Origin of the sequence: Pigmentiphaga kullae (assembly GCF_004216695.1) — a bacterium.
GTDB lineage: Bacteria > Pseudomonadota > Gammaproteobacteria > Burkholderiales > Burkholderiaceae_B > Pigmentiphaga > Pigmentiphaga kullae.
This window is the reverse complement of record NZ_SGXC01000001.1, coordinates 1504952-1522615: the sequence shown is the minus strand read 5'-3', so window position 1 is coordinate 1522615 and position 17664 is coordinate 1504952. Positions and strand designations below refer to the sequence as shown.

Genomic DNA, 17664 nt, shown 5'->3' with positions numbered 1-17664 from the left:
CATGCCTTCGTATCGCTTCGAAGCCGCCGACGCACTGGGCAAGCTCGATCGCGGACTGATCGACGCGGACAGCCCGCGCGCGGCGCGCGCCCAGTTGCGGGCGCGCGGACTGACGCCGCTCGCGGTGGAGGAAGCCGGCGCCCAGCGCAGCAGCGGCGGGAACCGCGGCTGGTTCAGCGCGCGCATGTCCGACTCGGAACTGGCCTGGGCCACGCGGCAACTGGCCAGCCTGCTGGCGGCCCGCCTGCCGCTGGACGCGGCGCTGACGGCAACGGCCGAGCAGTCCGAGAAAAAGCACGTCTCGGAGGTCCTGTCCGCCGTGCGCGCCGACGTGCGGGCCGGACACCGGCTGGCCGACGCGCTGGCGACGCGGCCGCGCGACTTTCCCGAGATCTACCGCGCGCTGGTGGCGGCGGGTGAGGAGTCCGGCGACCTGGCGCACGTCATGGAAAAGCTGGCCGACTACATCGAGGAACGCAACGCCCTGCGCATCAAGGTCCTGACCGCCTTCATCTATCCCGCGGTGGTCGCCCTGGTCTCGGTCGGCATCGTCATCTTCCTGCTGGGCTACGTCGTGCCCCAGGTAGTCAGTGCCTTTTCGCAGGCGCGCCAGGAACTGCCCATGCTGACCCGCGTCATGCTGGCCCTGAGCGACTTCGTGCGCAGTTGGGGGTGGCTGGTCGCCCTGGTCCTTGCCGCCGCGCTGACCGGCTGGCGCATGATGCTGCGCGCGCCCGCCACGCGGCTGGCCTGGCATTCCCGGCTGCTGAAGATGCCGCTTGCCGGCCGCTTCATCCTGGGCCTGGATGCCGCCCGCTTCGCCTCCACCCTGGCCATCCTGACCGGCAGCGGCGTGCCGCTGCTGCGGGCGCTGGATGCGTCGCGCCAGACGCTGGGCAACGACCGCCTGCGGGTCAGCGTGGACGATGCCACCTCGCGCGTGCGCGAAGGCGTGTCGCTGGCGTCGGCCTTGCAGGTGCAGAAGACCTTTCCGCCCCTGCTGGTGCACCTGACCGCCAGCGGCGAGAAGACCGGCACCCTGCCCGAGCTGCTCGAACGCGCGGCCCAGACGCTGTCGCGCGAGGTCGAGCGGCGCGCCATGGCGTTGACGGCACTGCTCGAACCGCTGATGATCCTGCTGATGGGCGGCTTCGTGCTGCTGATCGTGCTGGCGGTGCTGATGCCCATTATCGAAATCAACCAGCTCGTGCGCTAAGACACGTTGCACCGGCGGCGGCCAGCGCCGCCGGGTCCGCGGCATCCCACTCATGACCAAACCAGACGGCCATTCCAACGATCACCTCGAAAACTCGTTGGGATACCTGCTGCACCGCGCGGCCCACATCATCGCCGCGACCTTCGGCGACGAACTGAAGGCCGACGACATCCCGCTGTCCGTCTGGCGGGTACTGGCCACGCTGAACGACCGCGACCACCAGTCGCTGAGCGAACTGGCCAGCCATACCGGCGCCGAACTGTCGTACCTGTCGCGCACGGTCGCGCAGGCCGAGGAGCGCGGCTTCGTCGTCCGCTCGGCGCAGCCCGGCGACAAGCGTGCCACCAGCGTCTGCGTCACCCCCGCCGGACGGGCCATCGTCCGCAAGTTCTCGCCGCTGACGCAGACCCTGCAAAAGCAGTGGCTGGCCGGCATTCCCGACGCCGACGTCGAGGCCACCTTCCGGACGCTGCGCATCGTCTACCAGAACGCGGTCGCCGGTGCCTCATCCTCTTCTCCGGCCAGCCGCAAGATCACCGTGGCCCGCCGGGTCAGCCAGCGCTCCACGTCCAAGTCCGGCTCCCGCTGACGGCGCCGTCCCCCAGGGGAATTCCCTAGGAGTTTTTGCGCCCTTAAAAGGTTGTTTAAGCTACCTTTTAGTGCTCCAATAGCCCCATGCCATTGCCTGTCCGAGGCCCACGATGAAGCTCGTCACGATCGACACGATTTCCGGCGGAGTCGCCGGCGCCCTGCTGCAATCCGGTGAAATCCTGCACCTGGGCCGCGCCGCGGCGCCCGGCACGATCGAGGCCTGGCTGCCCGCCAGCGTGCGCGGCATCCTGATGGCGGGCCCGGAAGGGCTGGCCGCCGTGCGCCGCATGGTCCGGCGCGTGGAAGACCTGGAAGCGGGCGAGCGGGACCGGCTGCGCCACGCCGGCGCCCTGACCGACGCATCCGCGACCCCGCTGCTGGCGCCCGTGCCGGATCCCCGCTTGATCCTGGCGGCGGGCCGCGCCTACGGCGCCCACGTCCGCGAGATGGGCGGCGGCCCGCCGCCCCATCCGACCGCTTTCCTCAAGAGCCCCGACAGCGTGGCCGGCCCCGGCGCCGTCATTCCCATCCCCGCCGGCATTGAGCAGGTCGACTACGAAGGCGAACTGGCCGTCGTCTTCGGCCGCGCCTGCCACCGCGTGCAGCCGGCGCAGGCACTCGACCACGTTGCCGGCTACACGGCGGCCAACGACGTCTCGGCGCGCGACTGGATGCCGGGCGTCCAGGCCGCCCGCACTCCCGTCGAGGGCCGCCAGAGCTGGGAACTCAACATCATGGGCAAGCAGTTCCCCGGCTTCACCCCCATGGGGCCGGTGCTGGCGACCAGCGACGAAATCTCCGATCCCTCGTCGCTGCAACTGGCCACCCGGCTCAACGGCCGCGTCATGCAATCGACCAGCGTCGGCGACCTGATCCATCCCATCGCCGAGACCATCGCGTACTTCTCGCAGTGGTACCGGTTCCAGCCCGGCGACGTCCTGCTGACCGGCACCCCCGCCGGCGTCGGCTTCGGCCGCGACCCGCAGGTCTTCATGCGACCGGGCGACCGGGTCGACGTCGAGATCGGCGGTATCGGCACCTTGAGCAACGGCATCTCGGCAGCCTGACGCATCAACGACAAGAAAGGAGACCAGACATGAACATCGCAAGCATCGTTCCGGCGCCGGCGCATGCCGGCTCGGTCATCAAGCCCTACGTACTGTCCCACGGCACCCTGGAGTGCTACGACATCGAGAAATCCCGGCGCTTCTACGAAGAATTCCTGGGCCTGGAATGCGTGCACCATGCCTCGCGCGGGCTGTCCATCCGCTGCGGTGTGAAGTTCCACATCGTCTGCCTGGAAGTGGGCGAACGCCTGAAACCCGTCAGCGTCTTCAACCACTGGGGCCTGGACGTCGCCACGCCGGCGCAGGTCGACGCCGCCTGGGAAGCGGCCAAGACGCTCCAGCAGAAATACGAGATCCGGCAGGTCCTGTCGGTCAAGAGCCAGCACGGCGTGTACTCGTTCTACCTGGAAGACCTCGACCACAACTGGTGGGAGATCCAGCACTACGACGGTTTCCAGCACGACGACGTCTTCGCCGCCGGCGATCGCCACAGCATGGCCGACCGGCCATCCCAGCGCAGGCTGCGCCAGGGCCTGGGCGCCGGGCGCGCCGACTGAGGGCCGGCCGGCCTGCACAACAACCACAAGCGAGACACCGATGAACGACGACCTGCCCGTCCTGGACGCCTTCACCCACCTCATGCCGCCCGCCTACCTGCGCGAGGTGGAGCGGCTTTCGACCAACCGCGACATCGCCAAGCGCCTGGGCACCGTGCCCATGCTGTACGACGTTCCCCGCCGCATCGAGATGATGAAAGGCTTCGGCAATTACCAGCAGGTGATCTCGCTGTCCCAGCCCTCGGCCGACAACGTCCTGGGGCCGGATGCCTCGCCCGCCCTCGCCCGGCTGGGCAACGACGGCCTGGCAGAGATCGTCGATCGCCATCGCACCCACTTCCCCGCCTTCGTCGCCAGCCTGCCCCTGAACGACATCGAGGCGGCGCTGCAAGAATTCGACCGCGCCGTGCTCGAACTGGGCGCCGCCGGCATCCAGGTGGAAACCAACATACAGGGCGTGCCGCTGGACCATCCGCGCTTCGTGCCCCTGTTCGAACGGGCCGTCCACCACGACGTGCCGATCTGGATGCATCCCCACCGCGGCGCGGGATACGCGGACTATCCGACGGAAGGCAAGTCCCGCTTCGAGATCTGGCAGGTCCTGGGCTGGCCCTACGAAACCAGCGTGGCCATGGCGCGCCTGGTGTTCTCGGGACTGATGACCCGCCTGCCCACGCTGAAGATCATCACCCATCACCTAGGCGGCATGATTCCCTACTTCGAAGGCCGCGTCGGCACGCTGTGGGACCAGATCGGCGTGCGCACCGCCGATGAGGACCTGGGCTACATCAAGGACATGCTGGGCGGGCGGCCGGTCGACTGCTTCCGCCGGTTCTACGGCGACACGGCCGTGGGCGGCTCGGCTTCGTCCATCCGCTGCGGACTGGACTTCTTCGGCAGCGACCAGGTCATGTTCGCCAGCGACTGCCCGTTCGATCCCGAGGGAGGCCCGGGCTTCATCCGCGACACGCTGCAAGCCATCCAGTCCCTGGCGCTGCCCGCCGACGTCCATCGCAAGGTCTGCCACGACAACCTCGCCGGGCTGATCGGCCTGGCGCCCGCGGCCACGCTCGCGGCCGCCCCCAGCGCGCAGGAGGCCTGACATGACACTCCTCCGTATCATGCTCACCGCCGCGCTCGCCGCCCTGGCCGCCGGAGCGGGCGCGCAGACCTTTCCCACCCGTCCCGTCACCGTCGTCGTGCCCTACACCCCGGGCGCCGGCGGCGACTTCATCGCCCGCAAGCTGGCCCCGGAAATGGCGCGCGTCCTGGGCCAGCCCGTGGTGGTCGAGAACCGCGTCGGCGCCAGCGGCACCATCGGAACGTCCGGCGTGGCCAAGGCGCCTCCCGACGGGCACACCCTGCTCTCGACCGCCGACACCATCACCATGCTGCCCTACCTGTACAAAAGCGCCACGTTCTCGCCTTCGAAGGACTTCGCGCCGGTAGCCATGGTCGCGACCGGCACCTGGGCGCTGGCCGTCACGCCCTCGCTGCCCGCGCAGTCGCTGGCCGAACTCGTCGAATTGGCCAAGAAGCGGCCCGGCGGCCTGTCCTACGCCTCGCCCGGACTCGGGACGCCGCACTACTTCCTGATGGAATTGTTCAAGCAGACCGCCAGGATCGACATGCTGCACGTTCCGTACAAAGGCATGTCGGGACTCGTCACCGACCTGATCGGCGGACAGGTGCAGGCCGCGCTGCTGTCCCTGAACGTGGCGCTGCCCCACGTGGCCGCGGGCAAACTACGGCTCGTCGCCGTCATCGCCGACCATCGCTCGCCGCTGGCGCCGTCCGTCCCCACGCTGCAGGAAGCCGGCTACGCCAACTTCCCGTTCGCGCCCTGGATAGGCCTGCTCGCTCCCGCGGGCACGCCGCGCCCCGTCATCGAGCGCCTGCACCGCGCCGTCGGACAGGCCCTTGCCTCCGCCGAGATCCGCGAATCGCTGCACCAACAGGGCCTGGAAGTGGCGCTGAGCTCCCCCGAAGAACTCGGCACGCGTATCCGCGCCGACATGGAACGGTGGAAGGACTTGGTCGAGCGCTCCGGCGTCGAACCCGAATGAACTCCCTCCCTGGTCCTGTCGGAGTTGACGGCGGGGCGGCAGGAGCCCGATGATGCGTGGTGAAGCGGCGCGCCGACCCGTCCGGCGCGCGCCCGCCTCTCAGCCAGGGACACGCCATGACCACCATCTACGATTTTTCCGCCACCGACATCGAAGGCCGCGACGTACCGCTCGACCGCTTCCAAGGCAAGGTGCTGCTGGTGGTGAACGTGGCGTCCCAGTGCGGATTCACGCCCCAGTACGCGGGCCTCGAAGCCCTGTACCGCGCTTACCGCGAGCGCGGCCTGGAAATCCTGGGCTTCCCGTGCGACCAGTTCGGCCACCAGGAACCCGGCAGCAACGAAAGCATCCGGGACTTCTGCAAGCTCAACTACGACGTGACCTTTCCGATGTTCGCCAAGATCGACGTCAATGGCGACGGGGCCCATCCGCTGTACCGCTGGCTGAAAAGCACCAAGCCCGGCCTGCTGGGCACCGGCGCCATCAAATGGAATTTCACCAAGTTCCTGGTCGACCGCGCGGGCGCGCCCATCGCCCGCTATGCGCCCACGGACAAACCGGAATCGATCGGGCCGGATGTCGAGGCGGCATTGGGCTCAGGGCCTGCCTGATATCTCCACCCCGGGAATACCGGCCAGGATTTCCGACAGGATGTCGATGAACCCGTGGACCGGCGCCGACAGCGCCTTGTGGCGCGGCCAGGCCACGACCACCTTGCGCCGGATGACCGGCTCGACCAGGGCCACGCTGCGCAGGGCGCCGCCGAACAACTCCGACGACAAGGCCATGGGGGGAATGATGGACAGCCACCCCGGCCTGAGCGTGACGTGCAGCAGGCTCTGCAAGGAGTCGATTTCCAGTTGCGGCCGCAGGACCAGTCCTTGCAGGCCGAACTGGGCATCGATCAGGTTGCGCATGGACTTGTGGCGCGACGGCAGCACGAGCTGGAACCCGGCCAGTTCATTTCCGCGCACCAGGTCCCGGTCCGCCAGCGTATCCCGGTGGCCGACCGCCACCAGCGCTTCGGTGGAAATATCCCGGGTCTGCATGTTGAGCAGGTCTTGCGTCGTGCTCAGCAGCGCGCACTCCAGGTCTCCCGAGATCAGCCAACTGATCAGGTCGCTGCGATATCCGTCGCGGGACAGGAACTCCACGGCGGGATAGCGCTCGCGGAACGTCTCCAGCGCCCGCGCCATCACGAACTGGTGGAACGACGCCTGCGCACCGATCCGGATCTTGCCGCTGAACCGGTCCGCGCCGCTCGCCAGCACCGCCCCGGCGCGCTCGAGCTCGGTCAGCACGCGGATGCAATGCCGGTAGAACTCGTGCGCCAGGGGGGTGGGCGTCACGCCATGCGGATCGCGGCTGAACAACTGCACGTCGTGATGCGCCTCCAGCCGCTTGATCTGCTGGCTGATCGCGGGCTGGACGACATGCAGCCGCCGGGCTGCCCGCGTGATGCTGCCCTCTTCATAAAGCGCGACGAAGCAGCGTATCTGGCGTATGTCCATGCTGGGCACCGGGACGGGGAGTGATACGCGCCTGGGGCCAGGGCGTCCCGTTCAACGGATGGGAACGATGCCCGGCGGCAGGCCCGCGACATGCTCGGCGATCGCTCCAGGTGTCGTCAGCCAGACCCGGTGGCGCTGCGAAGCGATATGGGACAGGATCCGCCGCAACTGCCTGATGCGATGGGGCTGTCCGGTCAGGAACGTATGCAGCGACAGGCAATATACCATCGGGTATTGCGCCGATTCCTGGAGCTGTTCGTCGAACGCATCGATGGCCATGCGCGTGAATTCCTCGTCGCTCGCGCCGCGGTTCACGTAGGCCGGCAGGTCGTTGAGCTCCATCGACGGATAGGGCACGGCAAGAATGGGTCCCTGCCGGGTGCGGAACCACATCGGCTGGTCGTCGAACCACCAGTCCAGCATGTACTTCCACCCAAGTTCCTTGAGCAGTTCCGGCGTGTTCGGACTCTGCGAGATGAACGGCCCCAGCCATCCGGCCGGCGCCTTGCCCTCATGCCGCTCGAACAGCGACTTGACCTCGACCAGCATGGTCCGCTCGGCATCCGGCGACATGTCGGCCTGGCGCTCGGAGTTCGTGCGCCCGTGCCCGACCATCTCGTCGCCGCGCTGGCGGCAGGCCTCCAGGACCTCCGGGCAGACGTCGTAGACCGACCCGTTGGCCAGCACGGCCAACGGAAATCCGAACGATTCGAACTCCCGCAGGATGCGCCATACGCCCACGCGATTGCCGTAGTCGCGATAGGCGTAGCCGCGATGGTAGGGGGCGGAAGGCATGGAGGTGAAATCGTTGCCGGGATTGCGCCCGAACTCGAAGCCTTCGATATTCAGGGCGAAATAGACCGCCAACCGCCGCCCCTGCGGCCAGTCGTAGACCGGCCGGGTAACGATGGCGCTGTAGTCGTAGCGGTCATTGCCGTGTTCGAACTTCTTCACTTCGCTTCCTCCTGTGCTGCCGGCGCCAATGCCTCGAGCGCCGCCAGCAATGTCCTGGTATCCATCACGTCCGCGTACTTCTCCGCCATGTCGTACAGGTTGACGGCATGCGAAGCCTGGTTCCGGTCATAGACCGCGTCCGAAGGCACGGCCACCCGGTAGTTATAGGAAAATGCGTCCACCACGCTGCTGCGCACGCAGCCCGACGTCGCGCATCCGGTCACCACCAGCGTGTCGGCGCCGGTATTGACCAGATAGCTGGCCAGCGGGGTGCCGAAGAATGCGCTGGGATGCTTCTTGGGCAACAGCACGTCGCCCGGGCGCGGCGCGATGCACTCCACGAATTCGTAGCCCTTGGCCGGGATCCGCATCATGGTCGGCACTTTCTCCGTCAAGCGCCCCTGGTCGAAATCGAACTTGGGCGCGACATGGGGATACAGCACCGGCCAGTTCCTTGCGCGAAACAAGGCCAGCAATCCGGCGATGTGTTCGATGGCCCGCCAGGCGGTATCGCCGCAGGACGTGGCGAACTCCTGCACGGCCTGCGCGAACGGCATGGGCCTCGTCCCGGCCGTGCGGTACTGCACGTCGATGATCAGCAGCGCCGGCCGACGGCCCAAGCCCGACGGCCGGCCAAAGCCGGCCAGGCGGGAAGCGGCCCGGTCTCGCTCCGGAATCAGGTGATCCCATATTTCCGACATGTCGTTTTCCTCCTTAGCGCGCGCCGCGCGCGATATCCACGATCCGGGCCGCGTCGCGGCCCCCGGTTCCCCGCCACGCCACGTGGCCATCGGGACGCACCAGCACCAGCGGCGCGCCATACGCCTCGGCCGCCTGCCCCGATTCGATCCGGTGCACCGCCAGCGGCACTCCCCTGCGATCCGCTGCGCGTGCGAAGCTGGCCGTCTCGGCCATGGCCGCGTCGCCGAATGCCAGCAGCGCGAACCCCTTGCCGAACAGGTCCAGCGTCGACCTCCCCGGTTCAAGCCAGACGTGCGGCGCGCGCGCGCCCGGGCGTGCTGTCTGCACATAGCGCGAATATTCGTCGGGGACCGGCGGCGTGCCGTCCGCCACGCACAGCGGCGATTCGTCGTAGCGGTATCCCATCTGCAACCCCCACGACTGCCATTCGTACTGCGTGGCGCGCTTCATCTGCGCGCCGATCTCGCGGCGCGCGGCTGCCGCCCGTTCCGTTTCCTCCAACAGGTAGTCGCAGCGGGGCGGCGACACCCAGGTCTTGTAGTTGTGGGTTGAGTAGGCGGCATTGCGCACGGCCACCGGCTTGCGCTCCTGCGTGTAGGCCGGCAGCAGGGCCGGTCCGCCCCATCCCTCGGTCATCGCCTGCAGCTTCCACCCCAGATCGGCCACGTCGCCCAGGCCGGTGTTCATGCCCATGCCGCCCGTGGGCGACATCGTGTGCACGGCGTCGCCGGCCAGCAGTACCCGTCCCTGCCCATAACTCCCGGCCACCAGCTCCGCCCGCTTCCACGGCAGGATGGACACCACGTCGAACGCGATCCGGTCCGTGCCCAGCGCGCGCAGCACCCAGGCCCTGGCGTCGAAGGCGTCCATGTCGAACTTCGATGCCGTGCCATACACGGTCAGCCGCCACACGTCGCGCCCGTCTATCACCGTGACGTTGCCCCACGTTCCTTCCGGCCCGATCAGCAGGAAGCGCTCGGCGGCCTGCTTGCCGCACTGCTCCAGCAACCCCGGGCAGGAGAACAGCACGCTCATCGAATAGTTCAGATGGCCTCTGCCTTCCATGTCTATGCCCAGGCCGGTGCGGATCGTGCTGCCCGCGCCGTCGCAACCGACCAGATAGCCGGCCCGGATCGTCAGCGGCGCATTCCGGCGCAGGTCCGTGGCGCGGACCAGGACACACTCCTCATCCTGCTCGAAGCCATCGACCCGCGTCTCGACCCGAAGCGCGCCGCGGCCGCAATCCCGCAAGGCCGCCTTCAGGACCGGATCGAGCCAATGCTGCGGGCAGCGCTGCTTCTTCTCCGGCGACCACTCGGGCAGCGGCATGGCCGCCAGCGCGGGGTATTCGTCCCTGGCCAGCGTATGGCCGGCCAGGCTGGTGCAGAATTCGATGGAAAGCGCGAAATCGTCGGGAAAGCCGCTTTCCCGGACCGCCTGCGCGATCCCCCAGCGCCGGAAAAGCTCCATGGTCCGCACGGAAACAAATCCGGCCCGGGGATGGGTCACGTGCCCATCCTCCTTTTCCAGCACCAACGCATCGATACCCCGCCACGCGAGATCCAGCGCCAGGGACAAGCCCACCGGACCGGCGCCCACGATCGCGACCGGGGTGGACAACACTTCTTCAGTCATACACTCACTCCACCGAAACCTTTGCATCCGTCACCACCTGCTTCCATTTCCTGCCTTCGGCCACCACCGCCGCCGCGAACTGGTCCGGCGTCTCGTCCACGGGCATGTAGCCCAGCTTGGCGATTTCCGCGCGCACCGACGGATGCTGGCTGGCGTGGCGGAATGCGGTGTTCAGCCTGGCCAGCGCGTCGGCGGGAATCCCCTTGGGCGCCACCAGCCCGAACCATTCGAGCGACTCGAACCCGGGATAGCCGCTTTCGGCCAGTGTCGGCAGATCGGGGACCAGCGGATTACGCTCCAGGCTGGAAATGGCGATGGCGCGCAGGCCTCCGTCCTGCATGTGAGGCAGCATGTGGCCCAGGGCGATGAACGCCATGTCCAGGTGATCGCCGGCCAGGTCCGTCAAGACCTGCGCGTTGCCCTTGTAGGGGACATGGATCATGTCGATTCCGGCGCGCGCCTTGAACAGCTCGCCGGTCAGGTGGATGATCGATCCCACGCCCGCCGAGCCGAAGCTCAACCTGCCGGGCCTGGCCTTGGCCAGGGCCACGAGGTCCGCGACCGTGCGCACCGGCAGCTTGCTGTTGACCGCCAGCACCAGCGGCCCGCGTACGGCCCGGCTGACCGGCTGGAACGAGCGAAGCGGGTCGTAGGGCAGCGAGGCATACAGCGATGGCGCGACCGCCAGCGTGCTCGTGCCGCCCCACAGCAGCGTATAGCCGTCGGCCGCGGCGCGGGCCGCCTGCCCGCCTCCCAAGGTGCCGCCGGCCCCCGGCCGGTTGTCCACCACGATGGTCTGGCCCAGTTCGGGAGCGATGGCCCGAGCGAAGATGCGAGCGGTGACGTCGGTGGGTCCCCCCGCCGCGAACGGCACGATCAGCGTGACGGGACGGCTGGGATAGTCCGCCGCCCAGGCCGCGGACAACGCGGCCACGGACAGGGTCCAGGCCAGCAGGATTCGGGCGTGACGATGCCACGCTTGTCTGGAAGCGTTCATGCATTTCTCCTGAAATTGCGCGGTCGCCGCCGCGCCGGGAAAACTAGACGGGAATGCGGGCGGCCCATCCGCCGTAGAGCGGTTCGCCCACACGCTCGGGGGCCAGGTAGGCCGCGCCGCCGGCCTCCCTCACCATGGCCCAGGCCAGGCACAGGTTGGAAGACAGGACCGGCTTGCCGGTCATGGACGAGACCTCGACCAGGGCCCTGAGCGTGGGCATGCCGGTTCCGGTGAACATGATGGCGTCGGCGTCCTGCCAGCGCAGCCGGCTGAACGAAGACATCACCAGGGGAGTCGTGATGCCGTAGATGTCGCGCGTGTCGCTGGTATCCAGCGACACCGAGGCGCAATCGGCGACGTCCAGGCCCACGGCTTCCCAATAGCGCCTGCTGGCCTCGACCAGAAACGGCGGATAGGGCGCGAACAGGGCGACCCGCTTCGCGCCCAGGTGATCCAGGGCCCGGCGCAGCGCCTGCGCCGAGGAAACGATGGGATAACCGAAGCGCGTCGATGCGGCATCCAGCGCGCGCCGTTCCTCATCGGCGCCCACCAGGTACGAACTGCCGGTGCAGGCATAGCCCAGCACGTCCAGCCTGGCGCTGTCGTAGCTCTCCAGGCTGGCCGGCAGGTTGCGCAGGTAGTCGATCAGCCGTTGGCGCGAGTCCGTGCGGCTGCCTTGCAAGCGGGTGACGAGCATCGAGAATCCGGCAGGCAGCAGGGCCGCCAGCTCGGGTTCGACCACGGGATTCGCCTGCGGAACCGCCACGCCCAGCACCGCACCGTTGCCATACTCGCGTACCACGTCGCTCATGACATTCCTTCGTTCGAGAGTCGAAGAAATTATCTGCAGGCGGCGCCATCGCGACAATTAACTTTGGTTGATGGGGGGTATCACGCGGCGCCCTCGCCCTGGGCAAAGCCCCCCTTTTCATGGGAGCATCTGCGCTTTCCGTCAGAAAGCGAGCAACAGCATGAAAGAAGTCATCGACGTCGGCCTGCCCGATGTGGGCCAGCCTTTTTCCTGGGCGGTGCGCAGCGGCGGGATCCTGTTCACCTCGCAAGGACCGGTGCGCAAGGACGGCAGCATCGATACCGGCCCCATCGAGGACCAGGCCCGCCTGACCTTCCGCAACCTGCAATCGGCGGTGGAAGCCGCCGGCGGCACGCTGGACGACGTCACGCAGGTGTTGATCTACATGACCGACGTCAACGACATGAAGGCCATCGACGCCGTCTACCGCGAGTTCTTCGCCGCGCCCTACCCCAGCCGCTCCAGCGCGGCCGTCGCCGCCCTGGTCGTGCCGGGCATGAAGGTGGAGATCGTGGCGTTCGGGGTGGTCAACAAGTAGCGGGGGTCAATCCGGGTCCAGCACCTCGAAGGGCGAGGCCGAGCGCTTGATGTAGCCCAGCACGATGTTGGACTCGATGTCGCGCACACCCGGCGCGCGATACAGGCGGTTGACGATGAAGTCGGAGTAGTGGCTGACGTCCCGCGCCCGCACCACCAGCATGTAGTTGGCCCCGCCCGTGACGATGCGGGCGGACAGCACCTCCGGCCAGTCCTTGATGGCGGCCACGAAGGCCTCGTGCCATCCTTCGACCTCGTGGCGCATGGACACGTGCACCACGGCCTCGACTTCCAGGCCCAGCTTGGCGTAGTCCAGCACGCAGCTGTAGCCCTGGATGATGCCGGCCTCTTCCAGCAGCTTGACCCGCCGCAGGCAGGCCGACGGCGACAGCGAGACCCGGGCCGCCAGGTCCTGGTTGCTGATGCGGCCGTCGCGCCGCAGGCACTCGACGATGCGCATGTCGAGGCGGTCGAGTTTTATTCGCATGGAATTTCGCTAAATTATTTGATTTTCGAATTTTATTCGAATTCAACCACTACGAACCATCGAAAATGCCAGCACATTCGATGGCCGCTTCGATAAGATTCCGTCTGACACTAGCCCGCCACGCCATGCCCCTGATCGACATCAGCCCCCCGCTTTCCCCCGCCACTCCGGTCTGGCCGGGCGACACGCCGTTCCAGCAGGCCGAGGTATGGCGCATGGAAGGCGCCTGTCCCGTCAACGTGGGCCGCGTCACGCTGTCGCCGCACACGGGCGCCCACGCCGATGCGCCGCTGCACTACGCGCGCGACGGCGCCGCCATCGGCGCCGTGCCGCTCGATACCTACCTCGGTCCGGCCCGGGTCATCCACTGCCTGGATGCCGGGCCGCTGGTGGAACCGCGCCATATCGAACATGCCCTGGCTGACGTGCCGCCGCGCGTCCTCCTGCGCACCTACGCCCGCAATCCGGTCGAGCGCTGGGACAGCGGCTTTTGCGCGATCTCGCCCGCTACCATCGCGCTGCTGGCGCGGCATGGCGTGCGGCTGGTCGGCATCGACACGCCCTCGATCGATCCGCAGGAATCCAAGACCATGGATGCGCACCGCGCGGTGCACGCCGCGGGCATGGCCATCCTCGAAGGCCTGGTGCTGGACCCCGCCCCCGCGGGCGACTACGAACTGATTGCCCTGCCGCTGCGCTTCGCCACGCTGGACGCGAGTCCCGTGCGCGCGGTGCTGCGGCCGCTGCGCTGACCCCTCTCCGTTTCAACGACCCCTCGTCCAGGACGTTCTTCCATGACTGCCTCCCGGCAAGACAGCGACGCATCCCCCTCCGCGTGGCACAACGCGCAGATGGATTTCTCCAAATCCATGAGCTATGGCGACTACCTCGGTCTCGACCAGTTGCTGGGCGCCCAGCATCCGCTCTCGCCCGACCACAACGAGATGCTGTTCATCATCCAGCACCAGACCAGCGAGCTCTGGATGAAGCTGATGCTGCACGAGCTGTTCGCGGCCCGCGCCTGCATCCAGCGCAACGAGGTGGAGCCGGCCCTGAAGATGCTGGCGCGCGTCTCGCGCATCATGGAGCAGCTGGTCCATGCCTGGACGGTGCTGTCGACCATGACGCCTTCGGAATACACCAAGTTCCGCCCCTATCTGGGTAGTTCGTCCGGCTTCCAGTCCTTCCAATACCGGCAGATCGAGTTCGTTCTGGGTAACAAGAACGCCGCGATGGTCGCGCCGCATGCGCATCACCCCGAGCGCAAGGCGCTGGTGGAAGCCGCGCTGGCGGCGCCTTCGCTGTACGACGAAAGCCTGATGCTGATGGCCCGGCGCGGCTTCGCCATCGCACCGGAGCGCCTCGCGCGGGACTGGACCCAGCCCACGCAATACGATGCCTCGGTCGAGGCCGCCTGGCTGAAGGTCTACGCCGACCCGGATGCCTGCTGGGACCTGTACGCGCTGGCCGAGAAACTCGTCGACCTGGAAGACGCCTTCCGCCAATGGCGCTTCCGCCACGTGACGACAGTGGAACGCGTGATCGGATTCAAGCGCGGAACCGGCGGCACGGCCGGCGTGAGCTACCTGCGCAAGATGCTGGAGGTCGTGCTCTTTCCCGAGCTCTGGCAGATGAGAACGAGTCTCTGACCCGCCGAAAACGCCGCCCCCGCGCCGCCCTATAATCGATCGATAGTTCCAAGGAAAATCGTTCCCATGTTCGAGCACGTTCCCCGCTATGCCGGCGACCCCATCCTGTCGCTGGTGCAGACCTTCCTGAAAGACCCGCGCGAGCACAAGGTCAACCTCAGCATCGGCTTCTACTACGACGGCGCCGGCAAGGTGCCCGTGCTCGGCAGCGTGAGCCAGGCCCGCGACCGCATCGATACCTCGGTCCCCGCGGTCTACCTGCCGATGGAAGGCGATGCCCAATACCGCAAGGCGATCCAGGAAACCGTGCTGGGCGCCGGGCACCGCGCGGTGGCCGAGGGCCGGGTGGCGACCATCCATACCCTGGGCGGCTCGGGCGCGCTCAAGGTGGGCGCCGATTTCCTGAAGGCGCATTTCCCCGGCAGCGAGATCTGGATCAGCGACCCCACCTGGGAGAACCACTACAACATCCTGGGCGGCGCGGGTTTCCCCATGCACGCCTTCCCGTACTACGACGCGGCCACCAACGGCATCCGCTTCGACGAGATGCTGGCCACGTTCGAAACGCTGCCCGAGCGCAGCATCGTGCTGCTCCAGCCCTGCTGCCACAACCCGACGGGCATCGACCCGTCGCGCGAGCAGTGGCTCAAGATCATCGACGTGCTGGTCGCCCGCAACGCCATCCCGTTCTTCGACATGGCCTACCAGGGCTTCGGCGACGGCCTGGAAGAGGACGCCTGGGTCGTGCGCGAGACGGCCGACCGCGGCATCGCCATGCTGGTGGGCAATTCGTTCTCGAAGAACATGTCGCTGTACGGCGAACGCGTGGGCGGCCTGTCGGTGGTCTGCCCGACCGCCGACGAGGCCGGCCGCGTGCTGGGCCAGCTCCAGGCCACGGTGCGCAAGAACTACTCCAGCCCGGCGCTGTTCGGCAGCCGCGTGGTCAGCACCCTGTTGAACGACCCCGCGCTGCGCGAGGAATGGAAGGGCGAAGTGGCGCAGATGCGCACGCGCATCCATGCCATGCGCAAGGGCCTGCGCGACCGCCTGCACGCCCTGCGTCCGGACCTGGACGTGGACTACTTCGTCAACCAGCGCGGCATGTTCAGCTACACCGGCCTGAACCCGGCGCAGGTCGACCGGCTGCGCGACGAGTTCGGCGTCTACCTGATCCAGTCCGGCCGCATGTGCGTGGCCGGACTGTTCGAGGCCAACCTGGACTACGTGGCCGCGTCCATGGCCAAGGTCCTGGCCTGATCCGGGCTGGCGCGGCTCAATCGAGCCGGATGTTCGCCTTGTCGATGACCTGGCGGTACAGGCCGCGCTCTTCCTCGATCCGCCGGGCCAGCATCGCGGCATCGACGACGGGCACGTCGAAGCCGCGCTCGTTCAACTGCCTGACGAAGGCCGGATCGCGCAGGATGTGGCCAGATGCGCGTCCAGCCTGGTCCTTGTCCGGGCATCCATGCCCGCGGGCGCGAGCAGGCCGATCCAGCTGTCCACGGCCGCCAGGGCCGGATAGCCGCTTTCGGCGAAGGTAGGCGTGTCGGGCAGCAGCGGACTGCGCTGGCGGCCGGTAACGGCCAGCGCGCGCAGCTTGCCCGCCTGCACCTGGGGCGCCACATTGGTGACGGTGTCGAAGGTGGCCGTGATGTTGCCATTGCCGAACGAACCGTATGAAACGCTCTTGGGCGTCCCGCGCGCCTTGCCCACCAGCGCCGCCAGGTCGTTCAGGCCGCTGCCGCTGCTCGTGGAAAACACCATCTGGTTGGTCCCCACCAGCGCCACCGCTTCCAGGCGCTTCACGTCGAACGGCAGCTTGGCGTAGAGCTGGGGAATGATGGTCAGCGTGGAATTGGGCGCCAGCATCAGCGTGTAGCCATCCGGCGCGGCCCCGGCCAGGGCGGTGGCGGCAATGACGACATGCCACCGAAAAGCGGTCTTGCGATGAACATGGGAAGGCTCCAGGTCCGGGAGTGGGACGGCGGGTTCAGGCGGATGGTGCGCGCTCGGCCACGGCATCCAGGAATGCGCGCAGGCGGGCGTTGAAGGCCGGGGCCTGCTCGATATTCAGGAAATGGCCGCAGTCCTCGAAGATGTCCAGCTCGCTGCCGGCGATGGCGCGGGCGATGGCCTGCATCTGCTCGACCGGCGCGAGCTGGTCCTGCCGCCCGCCCAGCACCAGCGTGGGCACGCGGATGTCGGCAAGCGCCAGGTAAGGCGGCAGCTGCGTGCGCACCGGCACGATCTGGCGGTACTGGTCCAGCCGCAGGCGCAGCAGGCTGTCGCGCAGCCGGGCCACGACGTCGGGCGCGGTGGCGGGCCCCATCAGCTTGGGCAGCAGGCTGTCGGCCAGCGCCTCCCGGGGCCGCTCGGACTCCAGAGGCGCTAGGCGGTCGCGGGCGAACTGTTCGCCATGGGCCACCGGGGCATCGGCCGGCCGGCAGGCCGCGAGCACCAGGGCGCTGACCCGCTCGGGGGCGCGCGCATAGACGGACTGGATCACCAGCCCCCCCATGGACAGCCCCACCAGCGGCGCGCGCGCCAGTCCCAGCGTGTCCATGACCGCCAGCACGTCGGCGGCGAAATCGTGGAAATCCAGGGCGCCGGGAATGTCGTCGCTATGGCCGTAGCCGCGCAGGTCCAGCGCCACGGCGCGGTGATCGCGGCCGAAGTGCTCCAGTTGGTCGCGCCAGTTGTCCAGGTTGCCGCCCACGCCGTGCACGAACACGACGGGCGCGCCCTGGCCGTGCGATTCGTAGGCGATGCGCGGTAAGCCGGAGGTGAGCTGATATCCTTGATGCATGGGTGTCGCCGCCCTCGAAAAGATGGGAAACCTTGATGGAAGCCCATTCTATGCATGCCTTGGCGTAGCCTGCCAGAT

20 protein-coding genes are annotated in these 17664 nt (G+C 67.9%); 11 read left to right on the top strand and 9 right to left on the bottom strand.

Features of this window, described 5'->3' with window-relative positions:
- Position 1: 1 nt before the first annotated feature.
- From gspF to EV675_RS07455, 7 genes are all read left to right on the top strand, one after another.
- Complete coding sequence (gene gspF, locus EV675_RS07485; protein ID WP_130356681.1) at positions 2-1216, top strand: type II secretion system inner membrane protein GspF; 1215 nt, start codon at positions 2-4, stop codon at positions 1214-1216.
- A 52-nt stretch (positions 1217-1268) separates the two neighbouring features.
- On the top strand, positions 1269-1805 hold the full coding sequence (locus EV675_RS07480; protein ID WP_130356680.1) for a MarR family winged helix-turn-helix transcriptional regulator: 537 nt from the start codon (positions 1269-1271) through the stop codon (positions 1803-1805).
- Between the two features lie 112 nt (positions 1806-1917).
- Positions 1918-2874 (top strand): fumarylacetoacetate hydrolase family protein, encoded by a 957-nt coding sequence (locus EV675_RS07475; RefSeq protein ID WP_130356679.1) that lies wholly within the window; start codon positions 1918-1920, stop codon positions 2872-2874.
- Between the two features lie 29 nt (positions 2875-2903).
- A complete protein-coding gene (locus tag EV675_RS07470) occupies positions 2904-3431 on the top strand; it encodes a VOC family protein (protein WP_130356678.1) in 528 nt (175 codons plus the stop codon).
- Between the two features lie 40 nt (positions 3432-3471).
- The gene (locus tag EV675_RS07465) at positions 3472-4533 is read left to right on the top strand and encodes an amidohydrolase family protein (RefSeq protein WP_242621355.1); all 1062 of its coding nucleotides are present in this window, start codon (positions 3472-3474) and stop codon (positions 4531-4533) included.
- 1 nt (position 4534) lies between these two features.
- Positions 4535-5497 carry a Bug family tripartite tricarboxylate transporter substrate binding protein gene (locus tag EV675_RS07460; protein WP_130356677.1) on the top strand — a complete coding sequence of 321 codons (963 nt, stop codon included), beginning with the start codon at positions 4535-4537 and terminating at the stop codon, positions 5495-5497.
- A gap of 116 nt (positions 5498-5613) precedes the next feature.
- On the top strand, positions 5614-6108 hold the full coding sequence (locus EV675_RS07455) for a glutathione peroxidase (RefSeq protein WP_130356676.1): 495 nt from the start codon (positions 5614-5616) through the stop codon (positions 6106-6108).
- On the opposite strand, the gene EV675_RS07450 is transcribed toward EV675_RS07455, so the two are convergent.
- Genes EV675_RS07450 through EV675_RS07425 form a run of 6 tightly spaced genes read right to left on the bottom strand, consistent with a single transcriptional unit; the run spans position 6094 to position 12107 of the window.
- Entirely contained in the window at positions 6094-7008 is a 915-nt protein-coding gene (locus tag EV675_RS07450; protein WP_130356675.1) for a LysR family transcriptional regulator, read from the bottom strand. The genes EV675_RS07455 and EV675_RS07450 overlap by 15 nt on opposite strands.
- A 51-nt stretch (positions 7009-7059) precedes the next feature.
- Positions 7060-7962 carry a polysaccharide deacetylase family protein gene (locus EV675_RS07445; protein ID WP_130356674.1) on the bottom strand — a complete coding sequence of 301 codons (903 nt, stop codon included), beginning with the start codon at positions 7960-7962 and terminating at the stop codon, positions 7060-7062.
- Positions 7959-8663, bottom strand: a complete 705-nt coding sequence (locus EV675_RS07440; protein WP_130356673.1) for an isochorismatase family protein — start codon at positions 8661-8663, stop codon at positions 7959-7961. The genes EV675_RS07445 and EV675_RS07440 overlap by 4 nt, the downstream gene beginning before the upstream one ends.
- Before the next feature lie 13 nt (positions 8664-8676).
- Positions 8677-10299, bottom strand: coding sequence for an FAD-dependent monooxygenase (locus tag EV675_RS07435; RefSeq protein WP_130356672.1), 1623 nt, complete (start codon positions 10297-10299; stop codon positions 8677-8679).
- 4 nt (positions 10300-10303) lie between these two features.
- On the bottom strand, positions 10304-11296 hold the full coding sequence (locus EV675_RS07430) for a Bug family tripartite tricarboxylate transporter substrate binding protein (RefSeq protein ID WP_130356671.1): 993 nt from the start codon (positions 11294-11296) through the stop codon (positions 10304-10306).
- 43 nt (positions 11297-11339) lie between these two features.
- Positions 11340-12107 (bottom strand): maleate cis-trans isomerase family protein, encoded by a 768-nt coding sequence (locus EV675_RS07425; RefSeq protein ID WP_130356670.1) that lies wholly within the window; start codon positions 12105-12107, stop codon positions 11340-11342.
- Between the two features lie 160 nt (positions 12108-12267).
- Between EV675_RS07425 and EV675_RS07420 the strand changes: the two genes are divergently transcribed.
- Positions 12268-12645, top strand: coding sequence for a RidA family protein (locus EV675_RS07420; RefSeq protein WP_130356669.1), 378 nt, complete (start codon positions 12268-12270; stop codon positions 12643-12645).
- A 6-nt stretch (positions 12646-12651) separates the two neighbouring features.
- On the opposite strand, the gene EV675_RS07415 is transcribed toward EV675_RS07420, so the two are convergent.
- On the bottom strand, positions 12652-13125 hold the full coding sequence (locus EV675_RS07415; RefSeq protein ID WP_130357943.1) for an Lrp/AsnC family transcriptional regulator: 474 nt from the start codon (positions 13123-13125) through the stop codon (positions 12652-12654).
- Positions 13126-13256: 131 nt separating this feature from the next.
- Here EV675_RS07415 and kynB point away from each other — a divergent pair, with 131 nt between their 5' ends.
- The 3 genes from kynB to EV675_RS07400 all read left to right on the top strand — a co-directional run bounded on the left by kynB (position 13257) and on the right by EV675_RS07400 (position 16037).
- Complete coding sequence (kynB, locus tag EV675_RS07410) at positions 13257-13883, top strand: arylformamidase (protein WP_130356668.1); 627 nt, start codon at positions 13257-13259, stop codon at positions 13881-13883.
- 42 nt (positions 13884-13925) lie between these two features.
- Entirely contained in the window at positions 13926-14780 is an 855-nt protein-coding gene (gene kynA / locus EV675_RS07405) for a tryptophan 2,3-dioxygenase (RefSeq protein WP_130356667.1), read from the top strand.
- Positions 14781-14846: 66 nt separating this feature from the next.
- Positions 14847-16037: an amino acid aminotransferase gene (locus tag EV675_RS07400; RefSeq protein ID WP_130356666.1), complete on the top strand. Its 1191-nt coding sequence runs from the start codon at positions 14847-14849 to the stop codon at positions 16035-16037.
- A gap of 132 nt (positions 16038-16169) precedes the next feature.
- On the opposite strand, the gene EV675_RS07395 is transcribed toward EV675_RS07400, so the two are convergent.
- Both EV675_RS07395 and EV675_RS07390 read right to left on the bottom strand, forming a co-directional pair.
- The gene (locus tag EV675_RS07395; protein ID WP_130356665.1) at positions 16170-16802 is read right to left on the bottom strand and encodes a tripartite tricarboxylate transporter substrate-binding protein; all 633 of its coding nucleotides are present in this window, start codon (positions 16800-16802) and stop codon (positions 16170-16172) included.
- Positions 16771-17586: an alpha/beta fold hydrolase gene (locus tag EV675_RS07390; protein WP_130356664.1), complete on the bottom strand. Its 816-nt coding sequence runs from the start codon at positions 17584-17586 to the stop codon at positions 16771-16773. The genes EV675_RS07395 and EV675_RS07390 overlap by 32 nt, the downstream gene beginning before the upstream one ends.
- Positions 17587-17664: the final 78 nt, after the last annotated feature.